This is a genomic window from Bullifex porci (assembly GCF_009695635.1).
GTDB classification, from domain to species: Bacteria; Spirochaetota; Spirochaetia; order Sphaerochaetales; family Sphaerochaetaceae; genus Bullifex; species Bullifex porci.
Genome location: NZ_VUNN01000004.1, coordinates 19,085 through 42,700, shown reverse-complemented (window position 1 = coordinate 42,700; position 23,616 = coordinate 19,085). Strand labels below are relative to the sequence as shown.

Here is a 23,616-nt window from a genome sequence, read left to right as displayed (position 1 = left end):
ATTTCTAATATGGATTTTATCGCAGGAATTGATGGTGGTGGTACAAAGACAACTATCTTAATTGGCGAGACAAATGGTAATGTTATTGATAAAGTAAAGCTTGGTGCTTTTAACATTAACAGTATCAAAGAGGAAGGCTTTAGAGCTCTAATTGATGAGGTTATAAGTGTTCTAAATAAATATGGTAGATGCTTATACCTTACGATAGGTGCTGCGGGAGTTAGTAATAGCCTTATGAGGAGTATTTGTGAGGAAAAGTTTGCAAATGCTAATATCCCTTTTGAGCTAGTAGGTGACCACATAATAGCTTTAGAGGGTGCTCATAATGGCGGACCAGGGCTTGCGGTTATTGCAGGTACTGGCTCTATTTGCTTTGGGAAGGGAGAGAATGGAGTAATTGAGCGAACTGGTGGCTGGGGCCATATTATAGGTGATGAGGGTAGTGCTTATGCGCTAGGACGCGATATTGTTAAGTATGTAGCTAGAGATTTAGATGGCTATGGAAAAAAGACAGTTTTAACTACTCTTCTTGCTGAAAAATTTGGTCTTACTAGTAGAGAAGAAATAATAAAGTATATATATTCAGGTGATAAAGCTACTATAGCAGCGATATCACCAATAGTTGATATTGCATATAAACAAAATGATGAGGTTGCAATATCTATTATAGAGGAGAATGCTAAAGCACTTGCTCTAGCTCTTTCTGGTGTTAGAAAGAAGCTAAAGCTAGAAAGTGCTTATGTATCCTTCTTTGGTGGCTTAATTGACAAGGATACTCCATTTAGAAGTGCCCTTATTAAGACAATTAACTCTATAGATAGTGCAATTTGTTATCGCGATAATATTCATGATGCAGCAACAGGTGCATTAATGCTTTCAAAGAAAGGAGCTAAAAATGATTGATCTCTCTCACATGACTACAGAGACAAGAAATAAAAACACAATGGGCTTAAGCAAAATGACTTCACTTGAGATTGTAAGTCAGATGAATAGAGAGGATGCTAATGTTCCAAAGGCAATTAAAGAGGTGCTTCCTCAAATTGCAGAGGTCGTTGATTGGTGTGTAGCTGGCCTATCGAAGGGTGGAAGAATAATCTACATGGGAGCTGGAACCTCTGGTCGTTTAGGAGTTCTTGATGCAGCTGAATGCCCTCCAACATTTGGTGTTTCACCTAATATGGTAGTTGGCTTAATAGCTGGTGGTGAGAAGGCTTTTATTAAGGCTATTGAGGGTGCTGAAGATAGTGTTGAGCTCGGAAAGCAGGATTTAATTGACCATAATCTTACAAATAACGATGTAGTTATTGGAATTGCAGCTAGTGGAAGAACCCCATATGTTATAGGTGGCTTACAATATGCTAATTCAATTGGGTGTAATACAGCTTCTATTTCATGTAATGTTGGTTCTGAAATTGGAAAGATAGCAAAAAAAAGAATCGAAGTAGTTGTAGGACCTGAGGTATTAACAGGGTCTACACGCTTAAAGGCAGGAACAGCCCAAAAGCTAATTCTTAATATGATCAGTACTGCTTCTATGGTTGGAATAGGTAAGTGCTATGAGAACCTAATGGTAGATGTAATGCAAACTAATGAGAAGCTTAAGGTTAGAGCGCAGAACATCCTAATGGAGGTAACTGGTATCGAGAGAGAGATGGCTAAGAAGGTCCTTGAGCAAGCAGATGGACATGTTAAGACTGCTATTGTAATGGTATTAACTAATAGTAATAAAGATGAGGCAGTTGCTTTACTTAATAAGGCAGAGGGCCATATTTCAAGAGCTCTTGATATAAAATAAAAGACCATGAAGGGTAGATTAAAGGGTGTATTTAGTGCACTAGCAGATGTATTTAATCCTACTATACCTGCATTTATTGTTGCAGGATTAGCAATGGGTTTTGCTAATCTATTAGTCCAAATATATCCAGATATTGATAGTGTAAAAAGTATTGGTGTTATTTATCATTTACTTTTATTGATTAATAATTCCTTTACTCCATTTTTAACCTGTTGGATAGGATACCTTGCAACCAAAAGGTTTGGAGGTACTCCTATCTTAGGTGGAATGCTGGGAATGATGACGATCATAGGTGAAATTGATCAAATATCATCACTCTTAAATATTACATCTATCCTATACCAAGGAACTGGAGGTGTAATTGCTGCCTTTATCGGTTCCTTTATTCTTTCAAAGGTGGAGCTATTTCTAAGAAAGCATATGCTACCAAGCTTAGATATGGTATTAACACCACTTTTAGCAATAATAATAACTGTACTTCCATATGTATTATTTATAATGCCTATCTCAGGTGCTATTTCATCTGTTCTATGCTTTTTAATGGATAAGGTTAGCTTTACAGACTCAATTGTAATGAATATAGTAGTTGGCTTTATATGTGCTGCAATATTCCTCCCCATTAATGTTGCAGGCTTACAGCATGGAATAATAGCCTTATATCCAATACAGCTTGAAAAGTATGGGTTTATCACATTATATCCTGTATTTGCTATGGCAGGTGCAGGCCAGGTAGGTGCGGGCTTAGGAATTTGGTTTTTATCAAGAAAAGCAAATAACCTAAAGCTATCAAATGTAGCCTTCTCAGCTGCAATCCCAGGGACAATGGGTGTTGCAGGTCCTCTAATTTATACAGTAACTCTTCCTCATCCAAAAGCCTTTATCGCATCATGCCTTGGAGCTGGTATCGGTGGTGCTGTAATTAAGTGCTTTAATATAGTATCAACTGGGTGGGGACCATCAGGAATATTAGCTCTATTCATGATGGATGGTCCAAAGGGACCTTTTAATGCACTATTTATCTACCTACTTGGCTTAATAATAAGTGCTACAGCAGGCTTTATTCTTTCTTTAATAATATTAAAGCCAAGTGATTTAGAAGAGCACTCTACTAAGCGTTGATTGATAATACCTAATTACTCCTTTATATTAATTTTTGTAGGAGAAATAAGATATGGATGTATCAAAGACAGGTGAATTAATAAGAAGATTAAGAATTGAAAAGGGCCTTACACAAAGAGAGCTTGCTGATTTAATTTGTGTAAGTGATAAAGCAGTTTCTAAGTGGGAATGTGGAAATGGAATGCCTGATTTATCAATTCTTCCAAATCTTTCAAAGGTCTTTGAGACAGATATCTTAGCTCTATTAAATGGTGAAATGGAGGAAAGAGATATGAATAATGGAAACATGAAAAATATAAATTTTTATGTTTGTCCTGAGTGTGGAAATATAATAACTAGCTTAGAAGCAGGTGATTTCTCATGCTGTTCAAGAAAGCTTGAGGCGTTAAAAGCTATTAAGGCTTTAGATGATGAGAAGCTAACAGTAGAAGCTAATGATGGTGAGTTATTAGTTACAGCAGAGCATTCAATGGAAAAGGATGGATATATATCCTTTATCGCATATGTTTCCTCTGATACCTTAATTATTAAAAAGCTTTACCCTCAATGGGGTGTTAATGTTCGTTTCCCTTTTGCTCGTCATGGGGTATTTTATTTCTATGACACAAAAAAAGGTTTATTAGTGCAAAGATTTTAACTAATAGTATTTTTATCAAATCTAGATTTGACAAATCGTGATTTGACAAATAATATATATTTATGAATAAATTTATAGCACGAAAGAATGAACTAGATTTTTTAGAACAAAAATATGAATCGAAAAATGGTCAACTGGTTATAATTTATGGTCGTCGACGTATTGGAAAAACTGAGACAATAAAACATTTCTGTAAAGATAAAGGTGCTATTTTTTTTACGTGTACCCAAACAGAAGATAATAATCAGTTGAGGAATTTTAGTTCTATACTTTTATCTAATAATCTACCTCAGTCAAAATATATTTCTGAGTTTAATTCTTGGGAGCAGGCTTTTTTAGCAATAAAAGATTTTCCAAAACTTGAAGAAAAGAAACAAATTATAGTAATAGATGAATTCCCTTATATGGTAAAAGGTAACTCAGAAATACCATCTGTTTTGCAAAAACTATGGGATGCAGAATTAAAAAATCAAAATATAATGCTCATCTTGTGTGGTAGTGCAATGAGCTATATTGAAAAAGAAATACTGTCGGAGAAGAACCCTCTATATGGAAGAGCAACAGGAATATATAAGATGTTACCTATGTCTTTTGCTGATGCATCACTATTTTTCCCTAATTGGAGTAAGAAAGATAGAGTTATTGCATATTCAATTTTAGGAGGTATTCCATACTATCTTAATCAATTTGATAGTGCTAAAACTTTAAAGGAGAATATTTGTTCAAACATCCTTCAAAAAGGATCTATTCTATATTCAGAGCCTGAATTCTTAATAAGGCAAGAATTAAGAGAGCCAGCAACTTATAATACAATAATACAAGCAATTGCAACTGGTAAAACTTCTTTTAATGATATTCAAAATACTACTTTAATTGAAAAAGGAAAACTTTCTGTTTATTTGAAGAATTTAATTGAATTAGGTTTACTAACTAGAGAGTTCCCTGTTCTTTCAACTGAAAAGGAAAAACAAAATATTCAACGTGGGATTTATAAGCTACATGATTTATTTTTTCGCTTTTGGTATCGCTTTGTTTTTTCAAACTATTCAGCTTTGGAATTTGGAGACTATGAAAATATTTATGATGTAATAGTAGAACCACAACTAAATAATTTTGTTTCCTTTCCATTTGAAGATATCTGCATAGAATGGTTAAGAAGTAAAAATAAGAAGCGTGAACTGCCTTTTGTTTTTACTAAGATTGGACGTTGGTGGAGTAAAGATCTTGAAATTGATATTATTGCAACAAATGAAGATAAATCAGAAATCTTAAGTGCAGAATGTAAATTCCATAATACTGCTATAAATGATTCAGATTTACAAAAGCATTTAAATAAAAATATTAGTTTGTTAAAAAAGAAGGATAATGCAGTAATTCATATTTGGTATTTCTCTTGGAGTGGGTATACAACACAAGCAAGAGAGTTTGCTAAAGAGAATAATATTACATTAATTGAAGGAAAAGACTTTTGATTAATAATACTAGGCAAATAGATAAGTTTAAAAAAATAACATTTCTATATACACTTAGAGCAGGCAACCTACATTGAAGAATATTTCAAACTGAATAAATCTTAAATAAAACTAATAATTTTCATTATATCGAAAAAATATAATAAAATATATTGTATTTTTCGATATATCGAAATAAACTGAGAATATGAGTATTATTCGTTCAGCATATCTTGAAAAAATTATTCCATTTATCGATAAGCCTTTAGTTAAAGTAATCACAGGAATAAGGCGTTGTGGTAAGTCTGTTATGATGGAGCAGATTCAAGAATATCTTTTAAACCACGGCATAGAATCAGAGTGTATCTTATCGCTTAACTTTGAATCTTTTCTAGATGAGCGAGTGAAGTCTTTAGAAACTGTATCTAATGTCGTAAAAGAAATTGCTGTTAATTCTAGTGGTAAAAAAATATATCTTTTCTTTGATGAAATTCAGGAACTTGATGGATGGGAAAAACTTATAAACTCATATCTAATAGATTTCAACTGTGATATTTATATTACAGGTTCAAATGCTAAGTTACTATCTAGTGAGCTTTCAACTTATCTTGCTGGTCGTTACATTGAAATTAAAATGTATCCCTTTAGCTTTGCAGAAAGTTTTGAAGCCCTAAAAATACTTTATGAAAATATTTCTCAAAAAGAAGCATTTGATATTTACGTAAAGACAGGAGGGTACCCTTTTCTTTACAATTTTAAATTTAATGAAGGACAGAAAAAGCAATATCTAGATGATATTTTCAATTCAATTATTTTAAAAGATATATGTTACCGTTATAAAATTCGTGATGTTGCATTGTTTAAAGTGCTTATTACTTTTTTTATCGCAAATATTGGGACCCCTTTTTCTTCTTCGAGTTTGATAAAATATTTGAAAAATGAAAGGCAATCGCTTTCTACTGAGACAGTTTATAATTATCTTGAATATTGCAAAGAAGCATGTTTGCTATACCTTGTTCCTAGACAAAATCTTAAAGGTAATGAAATCCTTTCTACTCAAGAAAAGATTTATTTAACCGATCATGGAATTAGAGAAAGTCTTTTCATGAAAAATCAAAAAGATATAAACCAGATATTAGAAAACATCGTTTACATTGAATTGCTTAGAAGGGGCTACTTTGTAACTGTTGGTAAAACAAAGAATCAAGAAATTGATTTTTATGTTCAGAATGAAAAAGGAATTGAATATTACCAAGTCTGTTATCTCCTTGCATCAGAAGAAACTGTACAGCGTGAGTTTGGAGCATACAATTCTGTAAATGATAACTATCCAAAGTATGTGCTTTCTCTCGATGATTTTGATTTTTCACAGAACGGCATTATTCATAAAAATATAATAAAATGGCTACTGGAAGGATAGATGTATTGACCAATTTATTGTCCATGATAAATTAACAGGGCAATATAAAAATAAGAAATTAATCTAAACTTAAGATTCTTATCTAAGTGGTGCTTTTAGATGTAAATATTGAATTAGCTTTTTAATAAATGTTTTCTAAAAAAATTTTATTGACTATGGTGTAATGATGGCAGGTTGTGCTGTTGCACTTGTTCCATGCTTATTATTATTCATCTTCTTTATGTTTTGCTATTATGAATCTTTTTATCAATATGCTGGTGAACTGCCAGCCATGCAAAAGAGTTTCTTTAGAAATTGTTTTGCACTAATTTATCCAATTCTCCTTTTAAGAAAGCAACATATTTCCTTTATCCCATCTAAAGGAACTCTGAAATTACTAATAATGAGATCAACTGCAGGTGCTATTGGACTAATATGTGCTTTCTTTGCTATTGATAAAATGCAACTTGCAGATTATAAAATCCTTGGTAAGTTAGCTCCTTTTTCTACAATATTCTTCTCCTATTTAATATTGAAAGAGAAAATAGGAAGTATACATATCATCGCAATATTAACAGCACTAATCGGTACAGTGTTTGTTGTTAAACCAACAATGACAACTATAATCTCATTACCAGCATTACTTTGTTTAACAGATGCTCTACTATCTAGTGTTGCATATACTTTGATAAGAAAGCTTGGACAAAAGAATGTTCCAAGCTGTTATATAGTTTTCTTTTTTACTCTATTTTGTACTATTGTAACTTTCCCATTAGCAATATTAGATTTTCAAGTGATGACGATAAAGCAGCTATTATTGTTAATTTTGTCAGCGCTATTAGGATCAATGGGACAGATATCTATGACTGCCGCATATAATGCAGCACCAAGTAAATCGATATCAATATTTGAATATACCCAAGTAATATTTGTTGCAATACTTGCATTTATTTTCTTATCTCAATTACCTGATATCTATAGCCTTATTGGTTACTGTATAATCTCTTTAGCAGCTTTCTCATTGTATCTTTACAATAAGAAGAGTGCTTATGTAATTGCGCAGTAATATAATTTTGCGTTTATTAAAATCGTATAGTATATAAATCAATTCACTAATTTGAATTATCTCTTGCGGTACTTTCCCTTGCCTCTATATTTGGTTGAAACAAATAAGTTTCAAACTCAGAATGTAATCCTGATTTTATTATTTTATAAAGAACTTCTGCTGCCTTTTCTCCTATTTCAACATTCCTAAATGATACAGATGAAAGAGTTGGAATAAGTGAGTTGCAACGTGCAGTATTGTTGTAACCAATAATTCCTAAATCTTTAGGAATAGATTTGCCCATCTCTTTTGCAACATCGTAACATACTTCAGCTATTGCATCATCAAAGCAGAAAACAGAGTCTATATCTTTATTGGCAAATAGGTTTCGTATTTTATCTTTTTCTTCTCCCTGTTGTAGTTTAATAATTATTGAGTTTCTATTTACAGTAATATTCTTTTCTAATAGCGCAGAGAGATATCCTTGGCATCTATCAGAACTTGTTTTGTACTTTTCTCTAGATATATAGGCAGGGCTTTTATATCCTTGTTTTAAAAGATGCTTAGTTGCAATATATGCTCCATAGAAATCATTTGAAGCAATGAGTGGTGCATCTATACCATCAACACCTCTGTTACAAAAAACAAATGGAATATGGGACTTCGAAAGCATCTTATTCAATTCAAGAGTTGTTGAAATATTATTGGAAATAACAGGAACTAGAATAATTCCTTTAACATCTGAAGAGAATAATCGCTCTAAATACATTGTCTGCTTTTCTATTTTACTATCAGAATTACATAAAATAATATTAGCATTGACTTTTTGAGCATAGTTTTCCGCTCCTCTCACTATACCGCTATAAATACTCTCTGTAATATCAGGTACAATCACTCCCCAATTTTGAGACTCAATATTTGTACCAGACGTTTTATCTGAAATATATGTTCCATCACCTTTTTTGGAAACCAAAACTCCATCTTTGCATAATTCACCAATTGCTTTATCAATTGTAGCTCTAGCTACATTTAGCTCATCTAATAGTTCTTTTCTAGTAGGAAAAAGATCTCCTGGGGACATTTTCTGTATTTTATTTAATAAGGTATTTTTTACAATTTGATATTTGAGCATTATTATTTAGTTGTTGAAAACCCTCCGTCAACGACCAAATTATGGCCAGTAACATAGTCTGATGCATCTGAAGCTAGGAAAAGAGCGGCACCTTTTATATCCTTTCCCATTGTACCCATTCTATTTTGAGGTGTTAGATTTGAGTAATCATCAACAAAACCTTTAGGTTCATTTTTATAAAATCCCCCTGGTGAAATGGAATTGACATGAACATTGTATGGTGCAAAATATGCAGCAAGATCTCTTGTCATTCCTATTACTCCAGCCTTCGCTGCCGCATAATCAACAGGTTGTTGCATTTTATTATTTTTTGTATAGATACGCCTATCTCTACCGACAATTCCTGCTATAGAACCAATGTTGATTATTTTTCCATATCTCCTTTTAACCATGTATCTACCTACGGCTTGAGTACATAATAAAGAGCCAATTAGGTTTGAAGTAATTACTGCCGTTATGTCTTTTTGACTTCTATTCAAAAAATCACATTCGCTTATACCAGAACCGCCACCTGCATTATTGATTAATATATCAATATGATTTTTCCAGCTTTCTGCTTCCTCAGCCATTCTTTGGCATTCATCAGAAGAAGTTTGATCAAAAACAATATATTTTGTTTCTACCCCATATTGTTTCTTTATATTATCTGTAGCATTTTTTATTTTCTCTTCTGTTCTTGAAGCGATAATTATAGAACATCCATATTCAGCCAAAACGCATGCCATATCATAACCTAGCCATGAATGGCCTCCTGTTATTATGGCTACTTTCCCTGTCAAATCAAAGTAATCGCGCATATTTTACCTCTACATTATCAAAAGGATAACATTCGGTAATATACCTGTCAAGAAAATTAGGTTAATTTATAAAAATAGGCAAATTTTAAAATAAATAGCTAAAAAATGCCTATAAATATTAAAAATTCTAATATTAACCTATTTTTTATTTGACAAACCTAAAAAATGATACCTATACTGAACTCACAAATGGAGGTTTAAATGAGAAATTCATTAAAAGAGATAATGAAGAAGAGGACCGTTTTTGGGATGACCGTATGTAGTGGTAATCCTGCGGTAATCGAAATGATGGCGAAATGTGGCTTGGATTTTGCTTTTATTGACACAGAACATAATCCTCGTTCTGTAGGTCAATGTACAGAACTAGTGCTAGCTGCAAGGTTATATGGCATAAGTCCCCTTCTAAGAGTAACAAAACCTGATGAAGTGGAGATTAGAAAAGCATTAGAAATAGGAGCTGAAGGCGTCATCATCCCTCATATCAAGACTGTTGAAGAAATGAAAACTTGCGTTAGAGGTGCTAAATTCCCTCCTTTAGGTAGAAGAGGAATTGATATTGGGGTTAGATCTGACTGTTATGGCCTTGAAGACTATCCTAATAGTGACTATAGAAAGTATAGCAATGAAACAGAATTAGTTATTCCTATGCTAGAGGATTTTGAATTCGTTGATGATATTGAAAATCTTATGTCTGTTCCTGGAATTGATGCTATTAATTTTGGTCCAGCAGATCTTTCAAATTCAATTGATAAATTTGAAGGTTATGATATGGACCATGGATATGTTGCTGATTCTCTCGAGAAATTAAGAAAACAAGCAGAACCTAGAGGTATTGGCATTATGGCCCCTGCAGGTAGAACAGCAGAAAGTGCTCAAAAGTTAATTGATAAAGGAGTAACAATGGTAATTATGTCAAGTGATTACAATTTGTGGCGCGAGGACTTGGTTTCCATTGGTAAAGAAATAAGGAAATACAAATAAAAGGAGTATGTTATGAAGAAATTAGTATTAATTGCTATTGCAATGCTAATGGTTATGACTCTTGCAGCTCAAGGGTCAACAGAAAGTCAGAAGGTTTATGAAATGAATGCAGGTACATCTATTGCTTCAGGAACCTTAAAATCAGAATCTGTAGATATTGCATATATCGAAACATTTAAGGAATATGTTGAGGCAAATTCCGATGGAAGAATTAAGTTTAATATCTTCTATGGTAATTCATTAGGTTCTGATGCTGATGTATGTGCTGGAGTAGCTAATGGGACTATAGAATTTTATATTGGTGATATAACAACTATTTCTGGTTATTACAAACGCTCCCTACTTTTCTCTATTCCTGGTGCGATTGCATCAATGGATGAGGCTACAAAGTTGTTTGATAGCGAATGGGGACAGCAATTCTTTAGTGATTGTGCCGAAAAAACAAATATTAAAATTCTAGGTGTAGTAAGTAAAGGATTTAGAAACTTTACTACTGTAAAAGTACCATTAGAAAAACCAGAAGATATTAAAGGTTTAACACTAAGAGTTCTTAATAACCCTCTTTTCATTCAAATGGTAAACTCTTTAGGTGGTAATCCTGTTCCAATGGATGTTAAAGAACTTTATACAGCTCTTCAGAATGGTGTAGTAGATGGACACGAAAATGCTGTTCCAAATATTCTTCAAGACAAGACATATGAACTTGAGAAATATCTTGTTCTTGATGCTCACACTGGAGCTTACCTATGTGGTATGATTAGCAACTCATTCTATAATGATTTACCTGAAGATTTAAAGAAGGTTGTTGATGATGCCGCTGTTGCAGCCGCTGATGCAGCACGATCTACTGCTAATTCAATAATTGTAAATGGTCTAGAAAAACTAAAACAAAATGGTGTTTCAATTTACGAGCCATCCCCAGAAGAGTTAGATGCTTGGCATAATGCATATAAGTCAGATTGTATGGTAATTGCTAAACAGCAAATCGGTGAAAAAGAAGTTGATGATTTCCTTGAAGCAATTTCTGCTCTTAAGTAAGCATTAATCGTTAAAGACTATGGGGGAGAAGATTCTCCCCCCTCAAAATAAAAAAATGAGAAATATTGACAAGTTATTTTTCCGCGTAAAAAAAATATCGGATTGGATAGAGATTGCAATTAAGTACATGGCAAGCCTTTTAATATTCCTGTGTGCAGTGTGTGTATTTTTTCAAGTTGTTAATAGATATATCCTAGTAAAGCAGACTCTCTTTCCTTGGAAATCTGTTCCTTGGACTGATGAAATGTCTAAACTTTTAATGGTCATATTAGCTTTTTTGTGTATGGGTGTTTGTTATAAACATGGTGAGCTATCTAGAGCTGATATGGTTTATTCCAAATTATCTGGATGGAAAAAGAAAGCTCTTTATTACATTGAATTTGTATGTATTGTCATCTTCTTGGTGGCGGCAATTATATATGGTATAAAGTTTGCTAATGCAAATAAGATATTTAGAACTGAATCTCTTTTTATTCCTGGAAATGTTTTGTATTCAATTCCTGTAGTAGGATTTATTCTTATGCTTTTTAATGCTTTAGTAGAATTTTTAGGTGTTATATCAGGAAATGTAGAACCATTTGAATCTGTTGAAAAACCAGAAGTAGAGGAGGAATAAAATGAATGCAATAATTATTATAACAATGTTTTTGATTTGTTGTGTAATAGGTTTCCCTGTCGGTTTTGCAATTGGATTTACTACTTGGGTTTCTTTTTTGATGCTAGGTGGAAAAATGCTGGTAATGGCTCAAAAATTATTTACTAGTATTAATAGCTTTACCTATCTTTGTATTCCTCTTTTTGTATTAGCATCAGAAATAATGAGTGAAGGAAAATTAATTGATAAAATTGTTGATTTTTTCCAAGTATGTATTGGTCATATTAGAGGTGGGTTAGCTTATGTAAACGTTCTTGATTCAATGGTTTTTGCAGGAATATCAGGTTCCGCATCAGCAGATATGGCTAGCCTTGGAGTATTAACCGCGAATGCAATGGTAAAAGCTGGCTATACTAAAAATTATGCTGTGACAGTATCAGCAGCAACTGCAACTATTGCTCCTCTTATTCCTCCTTCAACAATTATGATAATATTTGCAGCAGCTGCAGGAAGAGTTTCAGTAAGTGAATTATTTATGGGTGGAACAATACCTGGTGTATTATATGGTGTAGCTTTTTTATTCCTTTGTGGTTATTATGCAAAAAAATATAATCAACCAAAGAATGAAAGAAGGGCAACCATAAAAGAAATATGGATGGAGTTTAAATTATCTCTCCCTGTTCTTTTGCTTCCAATACTAATTTTAGGTTCCATTGTTTCTGGTGTATGTACTGCAACTGAAGCAGGTGCTTTAGCAGTTATTTACGCTATTGTCACTACTTGCCTTAGACGAACTATGAATCTTAAATCTTTAATAAATAGTATGTATAAAGCTGCAAGATTGACTGCATCTGTTCTATTTATTATAGCAACCTCGGGAGCTATGCAATGGGTTCTTACTGCACTTCAGATTCCTCAAAATGTTGCATCTTTTTGCTTGCAGTTTATCCACTCAAAGTTCTTATTCCTTTTATTCCTTAATATCCTACTTTTTATTGTTGGATGTTTACTTGATGGCGCTCCAGCTGTATTGTTGCTAACGCCTATATTGTTCCCTGTTGCAATGCAATATGGAATAAATCCTATACATTTCGGAATTATAATGTGTCTTAATTTGACTATAGGACTTATTACTCCTCCAATTGGATTGCTTTTATTTGTTGCATCAAATGTTACAGGGTTAAAACTTAAAATATTATATAAAACAGTATGGCCATTCGTTATTTGTGGTGTATGTGTTCTTTTACTTGTGACATACTGCCCAATACTGACAACATGGTTACCTAGTATAATTTTAAAATAGAGGGAGATTAAGATGAATAATAAAAAACTAGAAGGTATATTTACAGCTCTTTTAACACCTTTTGATGAGAATGGGAATATCCTTTTTGATTCTTTACAAAGGCATGTTGACTTTCTTATCAACCAGGGTGTAGATGGGTTTTATGTAAATGGTAGTACTGGAGAATCTTTTTTAATGACACCAGAAGAAAGAAAAAAGGTACTTGAAGCGGTAATAGAGGCTAATAATGGAAGGGCCGCTATAATTAATCATTGCGGAAATATTGGTACTGATTTATCTATAGATTTGATAAAACACTGTGCTAATCTTCCTATTGATGGTGTTTCTTCTGTTCCTCCTTTCTATTATGGATTTTCAAAGGATGAATTAGTTGCTTATTATAACGACTTAGCTAATGCTAGTGATAAACCTTTTATTGTTTATAATATGCCTAAATTTAGCGGAGTAATAATAACACCTGCAATAATGAAAGAACTTAGGAAAAATAAGAATATAGTAGGTTTAAAGTTCACTCATAATGATTTTTATGCGCTACAACAAATTAGGGCTTCAGATCCAGATTTGATTATTTATAATGGATTTGATGAGATGGCAATATGTGGTTTTTCTTTAGGATGCAATGGTGCGATAGGTAGTACATATAATGTAATAGCACCTCTAATAATAAAATTAAGAAACCTTTGCAGTGAAAATGATTATGTATCAGCTAGAAAAGTACAAACTAAAATTAATGAATATATTAATGGAATGGTTATGAATGGAAAGCATTTTGCCATTACAAAATATATGATTTCTAAATTAGAAGGAATAAATTATGGTATTGTTAGAAGGCCATTCAGCCAAATATCAGATGTTGAAAAAAAAGTTGCAGATAACATGATTGCATCATTAACTGAAAATTAATAGGATATCAATAAGTCAAGCTATATATGCTTGGCTTATTTAATGTATATGTTATAAAAATAATAAAGTTTTTTCTTCCCATAATTCTAAGAATAAATTTATAAATGTAAATACTCTTCTCCTTAATATCAGCCAATAACAATTCAGTGGTTTTCTAATAAAAATTGATTTGATGTTAATTGAACTAAAAATAACACTTACTTTTAGTGTGTGTTTATATTATTTTGATGATTAAAAATAGTTTATCAGTAAATGCATATGGTAATTATGACCACTTTATAATCAAAGCCGACGATGTTATTATAAATAATTATGAACACTGTGGCGGAATTAATAAGAGGGAAAAGACTTCGGCTAGGAATGACTCAGAAGGAACTGGCAGATGCAGTTGGTATGCCTAAAAATGGAGATAGAACGATACGCGAATGGGAGCGAAGTGAAAGTATTCCGTCCGAGGTAGAGCTTGAGAAGATTTTAAGTTTCCCAGAGAATATACCTTTTCCAAATGATGATAATGCTGACTATTCCATGATTGATTTATTTGCTGGAATAGGGGGGACAAGACTTGGTTTTTATCAGACAGGTCGTGTTAAATGTCTATTCAGCAGTGAAATAGAAAAAAACGCCATAAAAACATACCGGGCTAATTTTGGAGAAACTCCTGCAGGAGATATCACTCAGGTTGATGCAGCTGCCATTCCTAATCATGATATTCTTGTTGGAGGATTCCCCTGTCAAGCGTTTAGTTTGGCTGGCCTTAAACGAGGCTTTGATGATACAAGAGGAACACTTTTTTTTGAGATTGCAAGAATTCTTAAGAAAAAAAAGCCAAAAGCTTTTCTTTTGGAAAATGTAAAGAATTTGGTTGCGCACGATGATGGAAAAACCTTTAAAGTAATTTATAGTACATTAGAGAACCTTGGGTATTCAGTTTCATACAAAGTGCTTAGAGCAAGAGATTTTGGAGTCCCTCAAAATCGTGAAAGAATTTATATTGTTGGCTTTGATCCAGTGCAGGTAGAAAACTACAAGGATTTCCATATGCCAGAACCCCAGAAATTAGAAACCTGTCTTGGAAATATCCTTGATCAAAATGTCGATGATAAATATACCCTTTCCGATATTCTCTGGGAAGGACATAAAAGAAGAAAAAAAGAACACAAACTTAGGGGTAATGGCTTTGGATATTGCCTGTTCAATGAAAAAAGTGAATATTGCAGTACACTTTCAGCGAGATATTATAAAGATGGCTCTGAAATTCTGATTGAACAGAAGGGTAAAAACCCAAGAAGACTAACCCCTAGAGAGTGTGCAAGGCTTCAGGGCTTTCCAGAAGAATTCATTATTCCTGTAAGTGATTCTCAGGCATATAAGGAGTTTGGTAATTCTGTTGCTGTTCCTGTAATCAATGCAATTGCAGAACAGATTATTACTATTCTTGATTATAAGGGTAAATGATATGGAAGAAAAAATTGTAAGGAATCTGAAATACCTAATAAGAAATGCGGCGATAAACTATCGTAACGGATTCAGTTGGAATGATGTTAAATTAACAGATGAGTTCAAAAATGTTTATTCAAAATACTTAAGTGAAGTTAAAAGTAGTCATAGTATTGATTTTAATGAATATACCGCTGTACTTACAACATCCAGTAATTTACAGATTTTTATTCCAAATCAGTGGTTTGCTCTTGCTGTATATGCTAAAGAAGTATGTAGAGAGTTACTCAAATATAAAGCTTATTTTGAAAAGGTAGTTCAGAATAGCTTTGATTGTTCTCATGACACGGCCTTAATTCTTAGAGGTGCTTCTGATAAACAAATAGTTCAAAAATTCTCAATGTCTCTACGTGAGATTTTAGAGGATGAATATAATCAGATAGAAGATAAAAATATGATTAATGAGGCTATAGACTACGTCACTAAGTTTGTAACTGATTATAAATGGTGGTCAGGAAGCAAGACTATAGATAGAGGTGACTTCTATGTATCAGTAATACTTAACATGCTGAACCTCGTTAATGCAAGCCAAGGGTATGTTGCTGATATTACGTATGCTTACTGCACTTATGATGAGCTAGATTCTGTTACAAATGAAATCGCATCATTTACTGTCGACTTAGGAGATAGCACGTGGCAAGATTATGATGATAGTATTAATTATTCTTTTGATGATATAGAGTATCCAAATAATTCTTTGCTGGATACTATTGCGGAAACTCCTAGGCAGAATATAATTCATATTTCTGGCAAAACCAAGAAGGAAATTAAAATAAAAACATGAGAAACTGGATGATTTGTAACCACCATTTGGCTTACTCGGATGGTTTAGATTCTCTTTATCATCCATCAGCTTCAGAGATTATTAAATGTATACGGAGCGAAGGTATTTCGCAACTTTATTGTGGAAATCAGGTGCTATCTTTTTCTAGACTCTGTGCATGCATAGAATGTGCCTTTATATTTGATTCTGAGCAAGAAACTATTATATTTAAAGTAATTGCTCTTCATTCCAATACTTTTGTTCCTGTTGATTTATTTAATGGGAAGATTGTAGATCATGTAATAATTAACGATAGATGGATGTATCTGGGTGAGAAAGCCTTGATACTTAATGAAATGCTGGAAAAGGTAAGTATTCAAGATGATGGTAAGTTAGAATTTGATTCCTATATTAGCCTGAATCGTGAACTTCGTTTTAACGGTACCATAAAAATAAATGATTGTATTACTCCTGACGATATTCTTAAATTGTCTTCTGAAAAACCATTGGTTCCAATTAATTTAAATGCAAAACTTTTTCATTATCAGCAGGAGGGGTTTGAATGGATGGTCAGAACATTAAGTGTAGCGCATGGATTCCTTCTAGGAGATGAGATGGGCCTAGGAAAAACCCTTCAGATAATTACCCTTCTACTTTACCATGCACAGAAATCTGATATCCATGCATTAATAATTGCACCTGTATCATTGCTTGTTAACTGGGCACGTGAAATCAGCAGGTTTGCTCCAACTTTATCATTTAAAATCCATTCAGGTGCAATGCGTACAGGTTTTTATTTAAATCTCTTTGATGTAAATATCATTATTACCTCGTATGGTACCGCTATTAATGATTTATCAATGTTAAAAATGTCTAAATGGGATTTTCTTATTCTAGATGAAGGACAGAATATTAAAAACCCAGATAGTGAAAGAGCTATTCAGATTAAGAAAATACCAAGAGTAAACTCCATAGTTATGTCAGGTACTCCTTTTGAAAACCACCTTACTGATATATGGTCTATATACGATTTTGTTTATCCTAGCCTCCTTGGTGATCTAGCATCATTTACCAGCCTTTATAATGATGATGTGCTAAATGCAGAACGGCTTGAACCAATTATTACACCATTCATGATTAGGCGAAGAGTTGCTGATGTAAGAAAAGATCTTCCTGATAAGATTATTGATAATCAGGAATTGCTTATGAGCGATTTTGAATCTACTCTTTATGAGAATATACGTAACTCAGATAAAGATAAGAAGGCATCATTGGGTATTCTTACAAAATTAAGAATGCTGTGTACTCATCCATTCTTAATTGATGCATCCTTATCTACGGAGGCTCCAGAAGAGTATTCCGCAAAATATTCACGATTTCTTGAAATTGTAGAAGAAGTTATAGCCAATGATCAAAAGCTAATTGTTTTCACAACCTACAAAAAAATGAATGAAATGATTGTGAAGGATTTAAGAATACGCTTTGGTGTTTATACAGACTTCATAGATGGTTCTACAGATAACAGACAACAGAAAGTTGATGATTTCTCATCCCAAAAAGGTTCTGCAATCCTTGTTGTAAATCCAAAAGCAGGTGGAGCTGGACTTAATATTACCGCTGCAAATCATGTTGTTCACTATAATCTTGAATGGAATCCTGCAGTTGAAAGCCAAGCTTCAGCAAGAGCTTACAGAACAGGTCAGACTCAAACCGTCATCATTCATCGACTTTATTATTCTGATACTGTTGAAGAGTATATTAATGATCTTATGGGCCATAAAACAGCAATTGGAGAAGCTGCTATTATTGGAACTACAGGATGTAATGATTTGGAAATTGATTTGGTACAGGCATTAAAGAAAACGCCAAAGGGGGAAATTAATATATGAGCGAAAACTTCAGTACTTTAAAACTTCCTGCAAGTCCTCAGAGAGTTATGGAGGGTTTGAGAGATACAGGATACAGTTTTAATACCGCAATAGCCGATATTATCGATAATTCAATTGCTGCAAATGCTTATAGGGTTGATGTTACAATCGAGCGAAATGCAACAGGTGAAATATATGTTTATATTGCAGATAATGGTTGTGGTATGAACGAGAAGGAGCTTCAGAATGCCATGATGTATGGTTCTCAAAAACGCCCTGATCCATCAAGTTTGGGAAAGTTTGGACTAGGTCTTAAAACAAGCTCAACAGCATTTTGTAAAAAATTTTCAGTTGTCTCACGTGGATCAGATATGGTCATCAGAAAGTTTCAATGGGATTTGGATTATGTCGCTCAGCAGGAAGACTGGCTTATTAAAATTCTTGAGCCTAATTTAGATGATATTGATTTAATAAACTATACTGCCGGTGAAACAGGTACTGGAACATTGGTGATATGGGAAGATGTTGATAGGTTGCTAAAGAAAACTTATCAGGTTAAAAAAGCAGAAATTAATGCTTTGAATAAAATTATTGACAGTCTTAGAAAACATGTAGGAATGGTCTTTCAGAGATTCCTTGATAAATCTTTCAACAATGTTCAGAACATACAAATCTTCATTAATGGAGAAGAAGTGAAAGCATGGGATCCTTTTTGCATCTCCCTAGGTTCTGATTTAACAGCAAATGAATATTTTCAAGTAGATACTGATTTTCAATCAAATACATCAGGTTTTACAATTAAAGCTTATATTTTGCCAAGAAGAGAACAGATTCAGACAAAGGCTGCAAGGGAAGAAGCAAATATCACAAATGATTATCAAGGTATTTATATTTACCGTGAGAACCGACTAATACACTATGGTGATTGGCTTGGTTTATATACACGAGAGCCTCACTTATCGCTGTTAAGAGTTGATTTCTCATTTGATTATACCCTTGATGAATTCCTTAACGTAGATATCAAAAAATCTAGAATTAATTTGGTACCTGAAATTCTTGATACATTGAAAGAAGTTCTTCAACCATCTAGAAGAGAAGCTGAAAAACGATACAGAACAGGACAAACTAAGAAAGTAGTTTCGACTCCTACGGATGCTCATGCTCCATCAAATATGAATGTAGAGGAAAAAGCGTCAAGTATTGAAGAAGCTAAGGTTATTGCAACAGGCGATGATTCTGTAAAAATCACAAATGAACACGGTACCTTTAACCATAAAATATCAGTATTAAATCCAAATGATAAAACAAAATGTCGTATAGTCCTAGTTGATAATATTCAATCAGGAGCTTTGTGGGAGCCTTGTCTTTCAGATGGGAAACAAGCAGTTCAGATTAATAAGAGCCATCCTTATTATCAGAAAATATATTATCCAACACTGAGTAATAATGTTACTGTTATTGGAATGGATTCTCTTTTATGGGCTTTGGGTGCAGCAGAGTTCTCAACTTATGATGATAAAGTAAAAGAATATTATGAAGACATCAGATATAAAACATCATATGCTTTAAAGAAGCTTGTTGCAGATCTCCCTGATCCAGACATAGATGAAGATGAAGAAAATAATGAATAATCAGTTGATAGCACAGAATTTAATTGATTGTCTTAAACGGGAGTTTGACCTCCCGTTTGCAATTGATGTACTCAACAAAAATAAGGAAACCAAATTTAGAATTTTCCCCGTAAATGATGATGAAAGCCTTTTCGAAGTCAATATCAGGGTCAGAGATAATATTAGATTTAATGCCACTCTTAAGCCTCAGAAATATGGAAGATGTTTTGTTTCTTCTATGGAGCATGCTGATGATTCCATGAAAGCAGTTTTCAAAGTCGTAGTAAAAGAACTTATTACTGCTGGATGCAAAGTAAATGTTAATTTAAATGATAGTGAAGTTGATCCCTTGGAAATAAACTCGTGGCCTAGTCATTGGAATAAAATAGAAATCTATGTAACAAAGTCACCATTTATTTTTATTGAAGGATCTGAAGAAGAAATTAATAATTTTCTCGGTATCTCTATTAATGTTATCAGTCTATTTCTTTCCCTTGTCCCAATCGAAAGGACTGATAATAATAAAATTCTTTACGAGGGTGATGCAAATGAAATTAAGAGCAGAAAATATGAAAGGAACCCAGTCGCAAGAAGGATATGCATCGACAAATATGGTTGCAGGTGTGCAATATGTGGTTTTGATTTTGAGAAGGAATATGGAGAAATAGGTAAAGGCTTTATAGAAGTCCATCATATTATTCCTGTATCAGCTATTGGCCAGCAATATGTTATTAATCCCGAAAATGATCTTATTCCTCTTTGTTCTAATTGCCATTCAATGATCCACAGAAAGAATCCACCCTATTTGCCAAAGGAATTGGTCAACTTAAAAAATAAAAGATAAATAAAAAGGCTCTTTTTGTTCAATAAATTCAATATTTGACTACATATTGCATATGGCATAAGCTAACGGCCTACTTTGCAGAGCAAAACGGTCGTTCTAAAACGCATTTGCGACCGCCAAAGGATGCAAACGGCAATTATATCTTTATAATAAATCTATATAAATAATACGAAGGAATCCATAGCTGTAGATTTCTATGCTATAATACATTTCGTAGTAGTTGTTCATTTAAGGAGTATTCGTTTGAGATTGCTAACAATTCCACCATTAGACTTTACAAATTCTAGACCTAGAGAGTTCAATGAGTTTTCTGATGAACAAAGAATGTATGTTGTATATGGATGGATTGTTGAAGGAAAAGCTACAAGACAATTAGATAGTGAATTTCTATGCCCTGGAAAAGATTACCGAGGATATAAATCTATGGGTATATTGCACTATTTAGGCCTAAGAAGGGAGCATCAAGGCATATTTAAGGGCGTACCAATTGTTGATGTACTAGCATCATTAATGCAATATGCAACTGACCCAAATTTCTGCATGATTTTTTATTATATTCGTGATTACGTTGCAAAGTATGGCACTGTTGTTGAACTAGATGAAAGTAGCATTAGCAATACATTCCCTAAGGATAGTTTAAAAGATCAATCTTGGATAAAGAATACTTGGACTAAAAGTTATTCTGCTAGTCGTCTTGATGAAAGGTTAATAGAACTTCCGGATGATAATGAAAATGAAGATAAAATAGTGAAGTGTAAGGATGTTATATATCATTACAGTTCTAAAACTATTAAAGAATCATTAAAGTGCTTATATGATTTTAGGTGCCAAATTTGTGGTGATGTAATATTAAGAACAGGATGGAATAAAGATCTTTCAAGAGCAAATCAGTGGGTTTATTTAAATGCTGATGTACACCATATTCTTCCATTATCTAAACATGGTCCAGATAAAAGAGCAAATATGCTTTGTCTTTGCCCATCGTGTCATAGAAAGTTCCATACTGGTGAATTTGAACTAAAAGAAATTAATAATAAGATTACTTGTGTAGATCAACTTTTGGGGCATAAAAGGCTGGTAAATCAAAAGCACTCAATAATTCTTTTCTGATTTTCTTATTTCATATTATTTCCCTTGACATACCTAATTTTGGGGCGCAATATGAATCCCATAAAGGGAGAGGGAAGAATGAAAAAATATTTATTAGTTCTAATTTCATTAATCTTAACATTATCGCTATTTATCTCATGTGATAATGGAAGTAAGGCACCTAGTTCTACAACAGAGGAAAAACCGACAACAACATCTGAAATTGTTATTCTAGATTTTTCAGATGTATCAAATTCTAGAGGTTTAACGAAATTCCCAGAAACAGGTAATCCATTTGGTACTGTCTATGGGTATGACCAAACTAAAGAAGATGGTTTAACTAACATGGCAGATGGTACTGATTATGGACTTTGGATGAGTTGTAATGTAATGAGATCACTCCCTATTCTCCCTGGATTAAAAAGTGCAAATGCTGATGCCGATGATTATGTTGAAAGCATAAAAAATAAAGATCTTATAGGATATGGATTCCCTATTAAAGTATTTAAGGCAGAAAAGACTAGCGATGGAGTATACATTGTATATAATATTTTAGAAGGTGATAAAGTTAATGGTAGAATTGAGTACTATTATTCTACAGTTGAAAAGAAATTCTCATATAGAGAAATTGTAGCTCCTTTATTTGGGGAATTGCGCGCTGGTGACCAAATATTTGTATTTGAATTATTTAATGTTCCTGTTGATAAAACTCAAGATGGTTACTCATTTAAAGCTGGCGAACTATATGAAAATGGTTCAAGTTTTAGGCATATAAGTTTTATTGATAGTTATAGTTTTGGAGAACCAATTCATACTAAAATTAATAAAATGATTATTGAAGATGCTAAACTCCTTATGAACTATAATAACAATGCTGTTACCTCGATGGAGTATGAGAAATATAGTAGTAATATACCATCTGAATATGATAACCTACCAGGAATTCCAATAGATACAATAACAGGTGAAGTAGGTAGTGCTATTGATATTTCTAAAAGAGATAAAGCTTTACAACTAGATGGCCAAGTTGCTTTCCTTAAAAAGGTATTTAAAGAAAAGAGTTTTGCTTTTAACGGCTATAATTCCTTATCAGAATTTAATAATTCTAGTTTAGAATATCTTGCTAGAAAACAAGATATATTAGATGAATACACTAGCTATCCAGATAAAAAGTTTAACGGAATAGGATTCCCTCTTTCTTATGATTTAAATGAAAACAAAAACATTGGTGCCTGTCTTTATAACAATAATGGAACAGTAAAAAAGAGTAATTTTGATGAAAAAATACCTACAATTAATAGTGGTAATCAAACTATGGTAAAACCTGTAACTATTTCAGAGTTTAAAGGGGATGATGAATTTCAGTTTATTTCAAATCCTAAAGTAGAAATGGATAATCCTGGATTTTCATTTCCTCCTTTTATATTAGATCAGTTCAAAAAATGCTTTGGAATTAGTGAAGACATAACAAGTTTTGATCAATTTGTTGCTTTGATGTTTAAGAACCTAGGACTTAATAAGTATGCTGAGGATCCTGTATCAAGGAAGGAATTGCTTAAAGATTCTTATAATAATAATTAAGATTAAAACAATATTTTAATAAGACCATCCTTTATTGTGTTCTCATAAATAGAGGGTGGTTTTTGTTTTAATTAGGAAAAGGTTAATAACTATTTGGGTTTTTATTGACAGGATGTTGATTGTGATTAATACTGATATTATCAGTGATAATATCAATGAACTTGGA

The 23,616-nt window shown here is 32.8% G+C and carries 21 protein-coding genes; 19 read left to right on the top strand and 2 right to left on the bottom strand.

The features are described from left to right. Positions 1 to 9 precede the first annotated feature (9 nt). The 7 genes from FYJ80_RS03355 to FYJ80_RS03325 all read left to right on the top strand — a co-directional run bounded on the left by FYJ80_RS03355 (position 10) and on the right by FYJ80_RS03325 (position 7,467). Positions 10 to 903: an N-acetylglucosamine kinase gene (locus tag FYJ80_RS03355; RefSeq protein ID WP_154424715.1), complete on the top strand. Its 894-nt coding sequence runs from the start codon at positions 10 to 12 to the stop codon at positions 901 to 903. After that, positions 896 to 1,795 carry an N-acetylmuramic acid 6-phosphate etherase gene (murQ, locus tag FYJ80_RS03350; RefSeq protein ID WP_154424714.1) on the top strand — a complete coding sequence of 300 codons (900 nt, stop codon included), beginning with the start codon at positions 896 to 898 and terminating at the stop codon, positions 1,793 to 1,795. The genes FYJ80_RS03355 and murQ overlap by 8 nt, the downstream gene beginning before the upstream one ends. A 6-nt stretch (positions 1,796 to 1,801) precedes the next feature. After that, the gene (locus FYJ80_RS03345; RefSeq protein ID WP_154424713.1) at positions 1,802 to 2,914 is read left to right on the top strand and encodes a PTS transporter subunit EIIC; all 1,113 of its coding nucleotides are present in this window, start codon (positions 1,802 to 1,804) and stop codon (positions 2,912 to 2,914) included. Between the two features lie 52 nt (positions 2,915 to 2,966). Then, positions 2,967 to 3,551, top strand: a complete 585-nt coding sequence (locus FYJ80_RS03340; RefSeq protein ID WP_154424712.1) for a helix-turn-helix domain-containing protein — start codon at positions 2,967 to 2,969, stop codon at positions 3,549 to 3,551. 62 nt (positions 3,552 to 3,613) lie between these two features. Then, positions 3,614 to 5,023, top strand: a complete 1,410-nt coding sequence (locus FYJ80_RS03335) for an ATP-binding protein (protein ID WP_154424711.1) — start codon at positions 3,614 to 3,616, stop codon at positions 5,021 to 5,023. Positions 5,024 to 5,210: 187 nt separating this feature from the next. Continuing rightward, a complete protein-coding gene (locus tag FYJ80_RS03330) occupies positions 5,211 to 6,422 on the top strand; it encodes an ATP-binding protein (protein WP_154424710.1) in 1,212 nt (403 codons plus the stop codon). 166 nt (positions 6,423 to 6,588) lie between these two features. Next, positions 6,589 to 7,467 (top strand): DMT family transporter, encoded by an 879-nt coding sequence (locus FYJ80_RS03325; RefSeq protein ID WP_206360940.1) that lies wholly within the window; start codon positions 6,589 to 6,591, stop codon positions 7,465 to 7,467. Positions 7,468 to 7,513: 46 nt separating this feature from the next. On the opposite strand, the gene FYJ80_RS03320 is transcribed toward FYJ80_RS03325, so the two are convergent. Together FYJ80_RS03320 and FYJ80_RS03315 are read right to left on the bottom strand one after the other, a co-directional pair. Beyond that, positions 7,514 to 8,578 (bottom strand): GntR family transcriptional regulator, encoded by a 1,065-nt coding sequence (locus FYJ80_RS03320; RefSeq protein WP_154424708.1) that lies wholly within the window; start codon positions 8,576 to 8,578, stop codon positions 7,514 to 7,516. Positions 8,579 to 8,580: 2 nt separating this feature from the next. After that, on the bottom strand, positions 8,581 to 9,375 hold the full coding sequence (locus FYJ80_RS03315; RefSeq protein ID WP_154424707.1) for an SDR family oxidoreductase: 795 nt from the start codon (positions 9,373 to 9,375) through the stop codon (positions 8,581 to 8,583). Positions 9,376 to 9,576: 201 nt separating this feature from the next. Between FYJ80_RS03315 and FYJ80_RS03310 the strand changes: the two genes are divergently transcribed. From FYJ80_RS03310 to FYJ80_RS03255, 12 genes are all read left to right on the top strand, one after another. After that, positions 9,577 to 10,356, top strand: coding sequence for an HpcH/HpaI aldolase family protein (locus tag FYJ80_RS03310; RefSeq protein ID WP_154424706.1), 780 nt, complete (start codon positions 9,577 to 9,579; stop codon positions 10,354 to 10,356). A 12-nt stretch (positions 10,357 to 10,368) separates the two neighbouring features. Next, complete coding sequence (locus tag FYJ80_RS03305) at positions 10,369 to 11,394, top strand: TRAP transporter substrate-binding protein (protein WP_154424705.1); 1,026 nt, start codon at positions 10,369 to 10,371, stop codon at positions 11,392 to 11,394. Between the two features lie 55 nt (positions 11,395 to 11,449). Further along, a complete protein-coding gene (locus FYJ80_RS03300; protein ID WP_206360939.1) occupies positions 11,450 to 12,010 on the top strand; it encodes a TRAP transporter small permease in 561 nt (186 codons plus the stop codon). Between the two features lies 1 nt (position 12,011). After that, entirely contained in the window at positions 12,012 to 13,292 is a 1,281-nt protein-coding gene (locus FYJ80_RS03295; protein WP_154424703.1) for a TRAP transporter large permease, read from the top strand. A 12-nt stretch (positions 13,293 to 13,304) separates the two neighbouring features. Further along, positions 13,305 to 14,195 carry an N-acetylneuraminate lyase gene (locus FYJ80_RS03290; RefSeq protein WP_154424702.1) on the top strand — a complete coding sequence of 297 codons (891 nt, stop codon included), beginning with the start codon at positions 13,305 to 13,307 and terminating at the stop codon, positions 14,193 to 14,195. Positions 14,196 to 14,507: 312 nt separating this feature from the next. Continuing rightward, the gene (gene dcm / locus FYJ80_RS03285; protein WP_154424701.1) at positions 14,508 to 15,653 is read left to right on the top strand and encodes a DNA (cytosine-5-)-methyltransferase; all 1,146 of its coding nucleotides are present in this window, start codon (positions 14,508 to 14,510) and stop codon (positions 15,651 to 15,653) included. A 1-nt stretch (position 15,654) separates the two neighbouring features. Continuing rightward, entirely contained in the window at positions 15,655 to 16,479 is an 825-nt protein-coding gene (locus FYJ80_RS03280; protein WP_154424700.1) for a hypothetical protein, read from the top strand. After that, the gene (locus FYJ80_RS03275; RefSeq protein ID WP_154424699.1) at positions 16,476 to 18,347 is read left to right on the top strand and encodes a DEAD/DEAH box helicase; all 1,872 of its coding nucleotides are present in this window, start codon (positions 16,476 to 16,478) and stop codon (positions 18,345 to 18,347) included. The genes FYJ80_RS03280 and FYJ80_RS03275 overlap by 4 nt, the downstream gene beginning before the upstream one ends. After that, on the top strand, positions 18,344 to 19,957 hold the full coding sequence (locus tag FYJ80_RS03270) for an ATP-binding protein (RefSeq protein ID WP_154424698.1): 1,614 nt from the start codon (positions 18,344 to 18,346) through the stop codon (positions 19,955 to 19,957). The genes FYJ80_RS03275 and FYJ80_RS03270 overlap by 4 nt, the downstream gene beginning before the upstream one ends. Further along, positions 19,932 to 20,780 (top strand): HNH endonuclease, encoded by an 849-nt coding sequence (locus FYJ80_RS03265; RefSeq protein ID WP_206360938.1) that lies wholly within the window; start codon positions 19,932 to 19,934, stop codon positions 20,778 to 20,780. The genes FYJ80_RS03270 and FYJ80_RS03265 overlap by 26 nt, the downstream gene beginning before the upstream one ends. 243 nt (positions 20,781 to 21,023) lie before the next feature. Continuing rightward, a complete protein-coding gene (locus FYJ80_RS03260; RefSeq protein ID WP_154424697.1) occupies positions 21,024 to 21,890 on the top strand; it encodes an HNH endonuclease signature motif containing protein in 867 nt (288 codons plus the stop codon). A gap of 78 nt (positions 21,891 to 21,968) precedes the next feature. Further along, the gene (locus FYJ80_RS03255; protein ID WP_154424696.1) at positions 21,969 to 23,450 is read left to right on the top strand and encodes a hypothetical protein; all 1,482 of its coding nucleotides are present in this window, start codon (positions 21,969 to 21,971) and stop codon (positions 23,448 to 23,450) included. Positions 23,451 to 23,616: the final 166 nt, after the last annotated feature.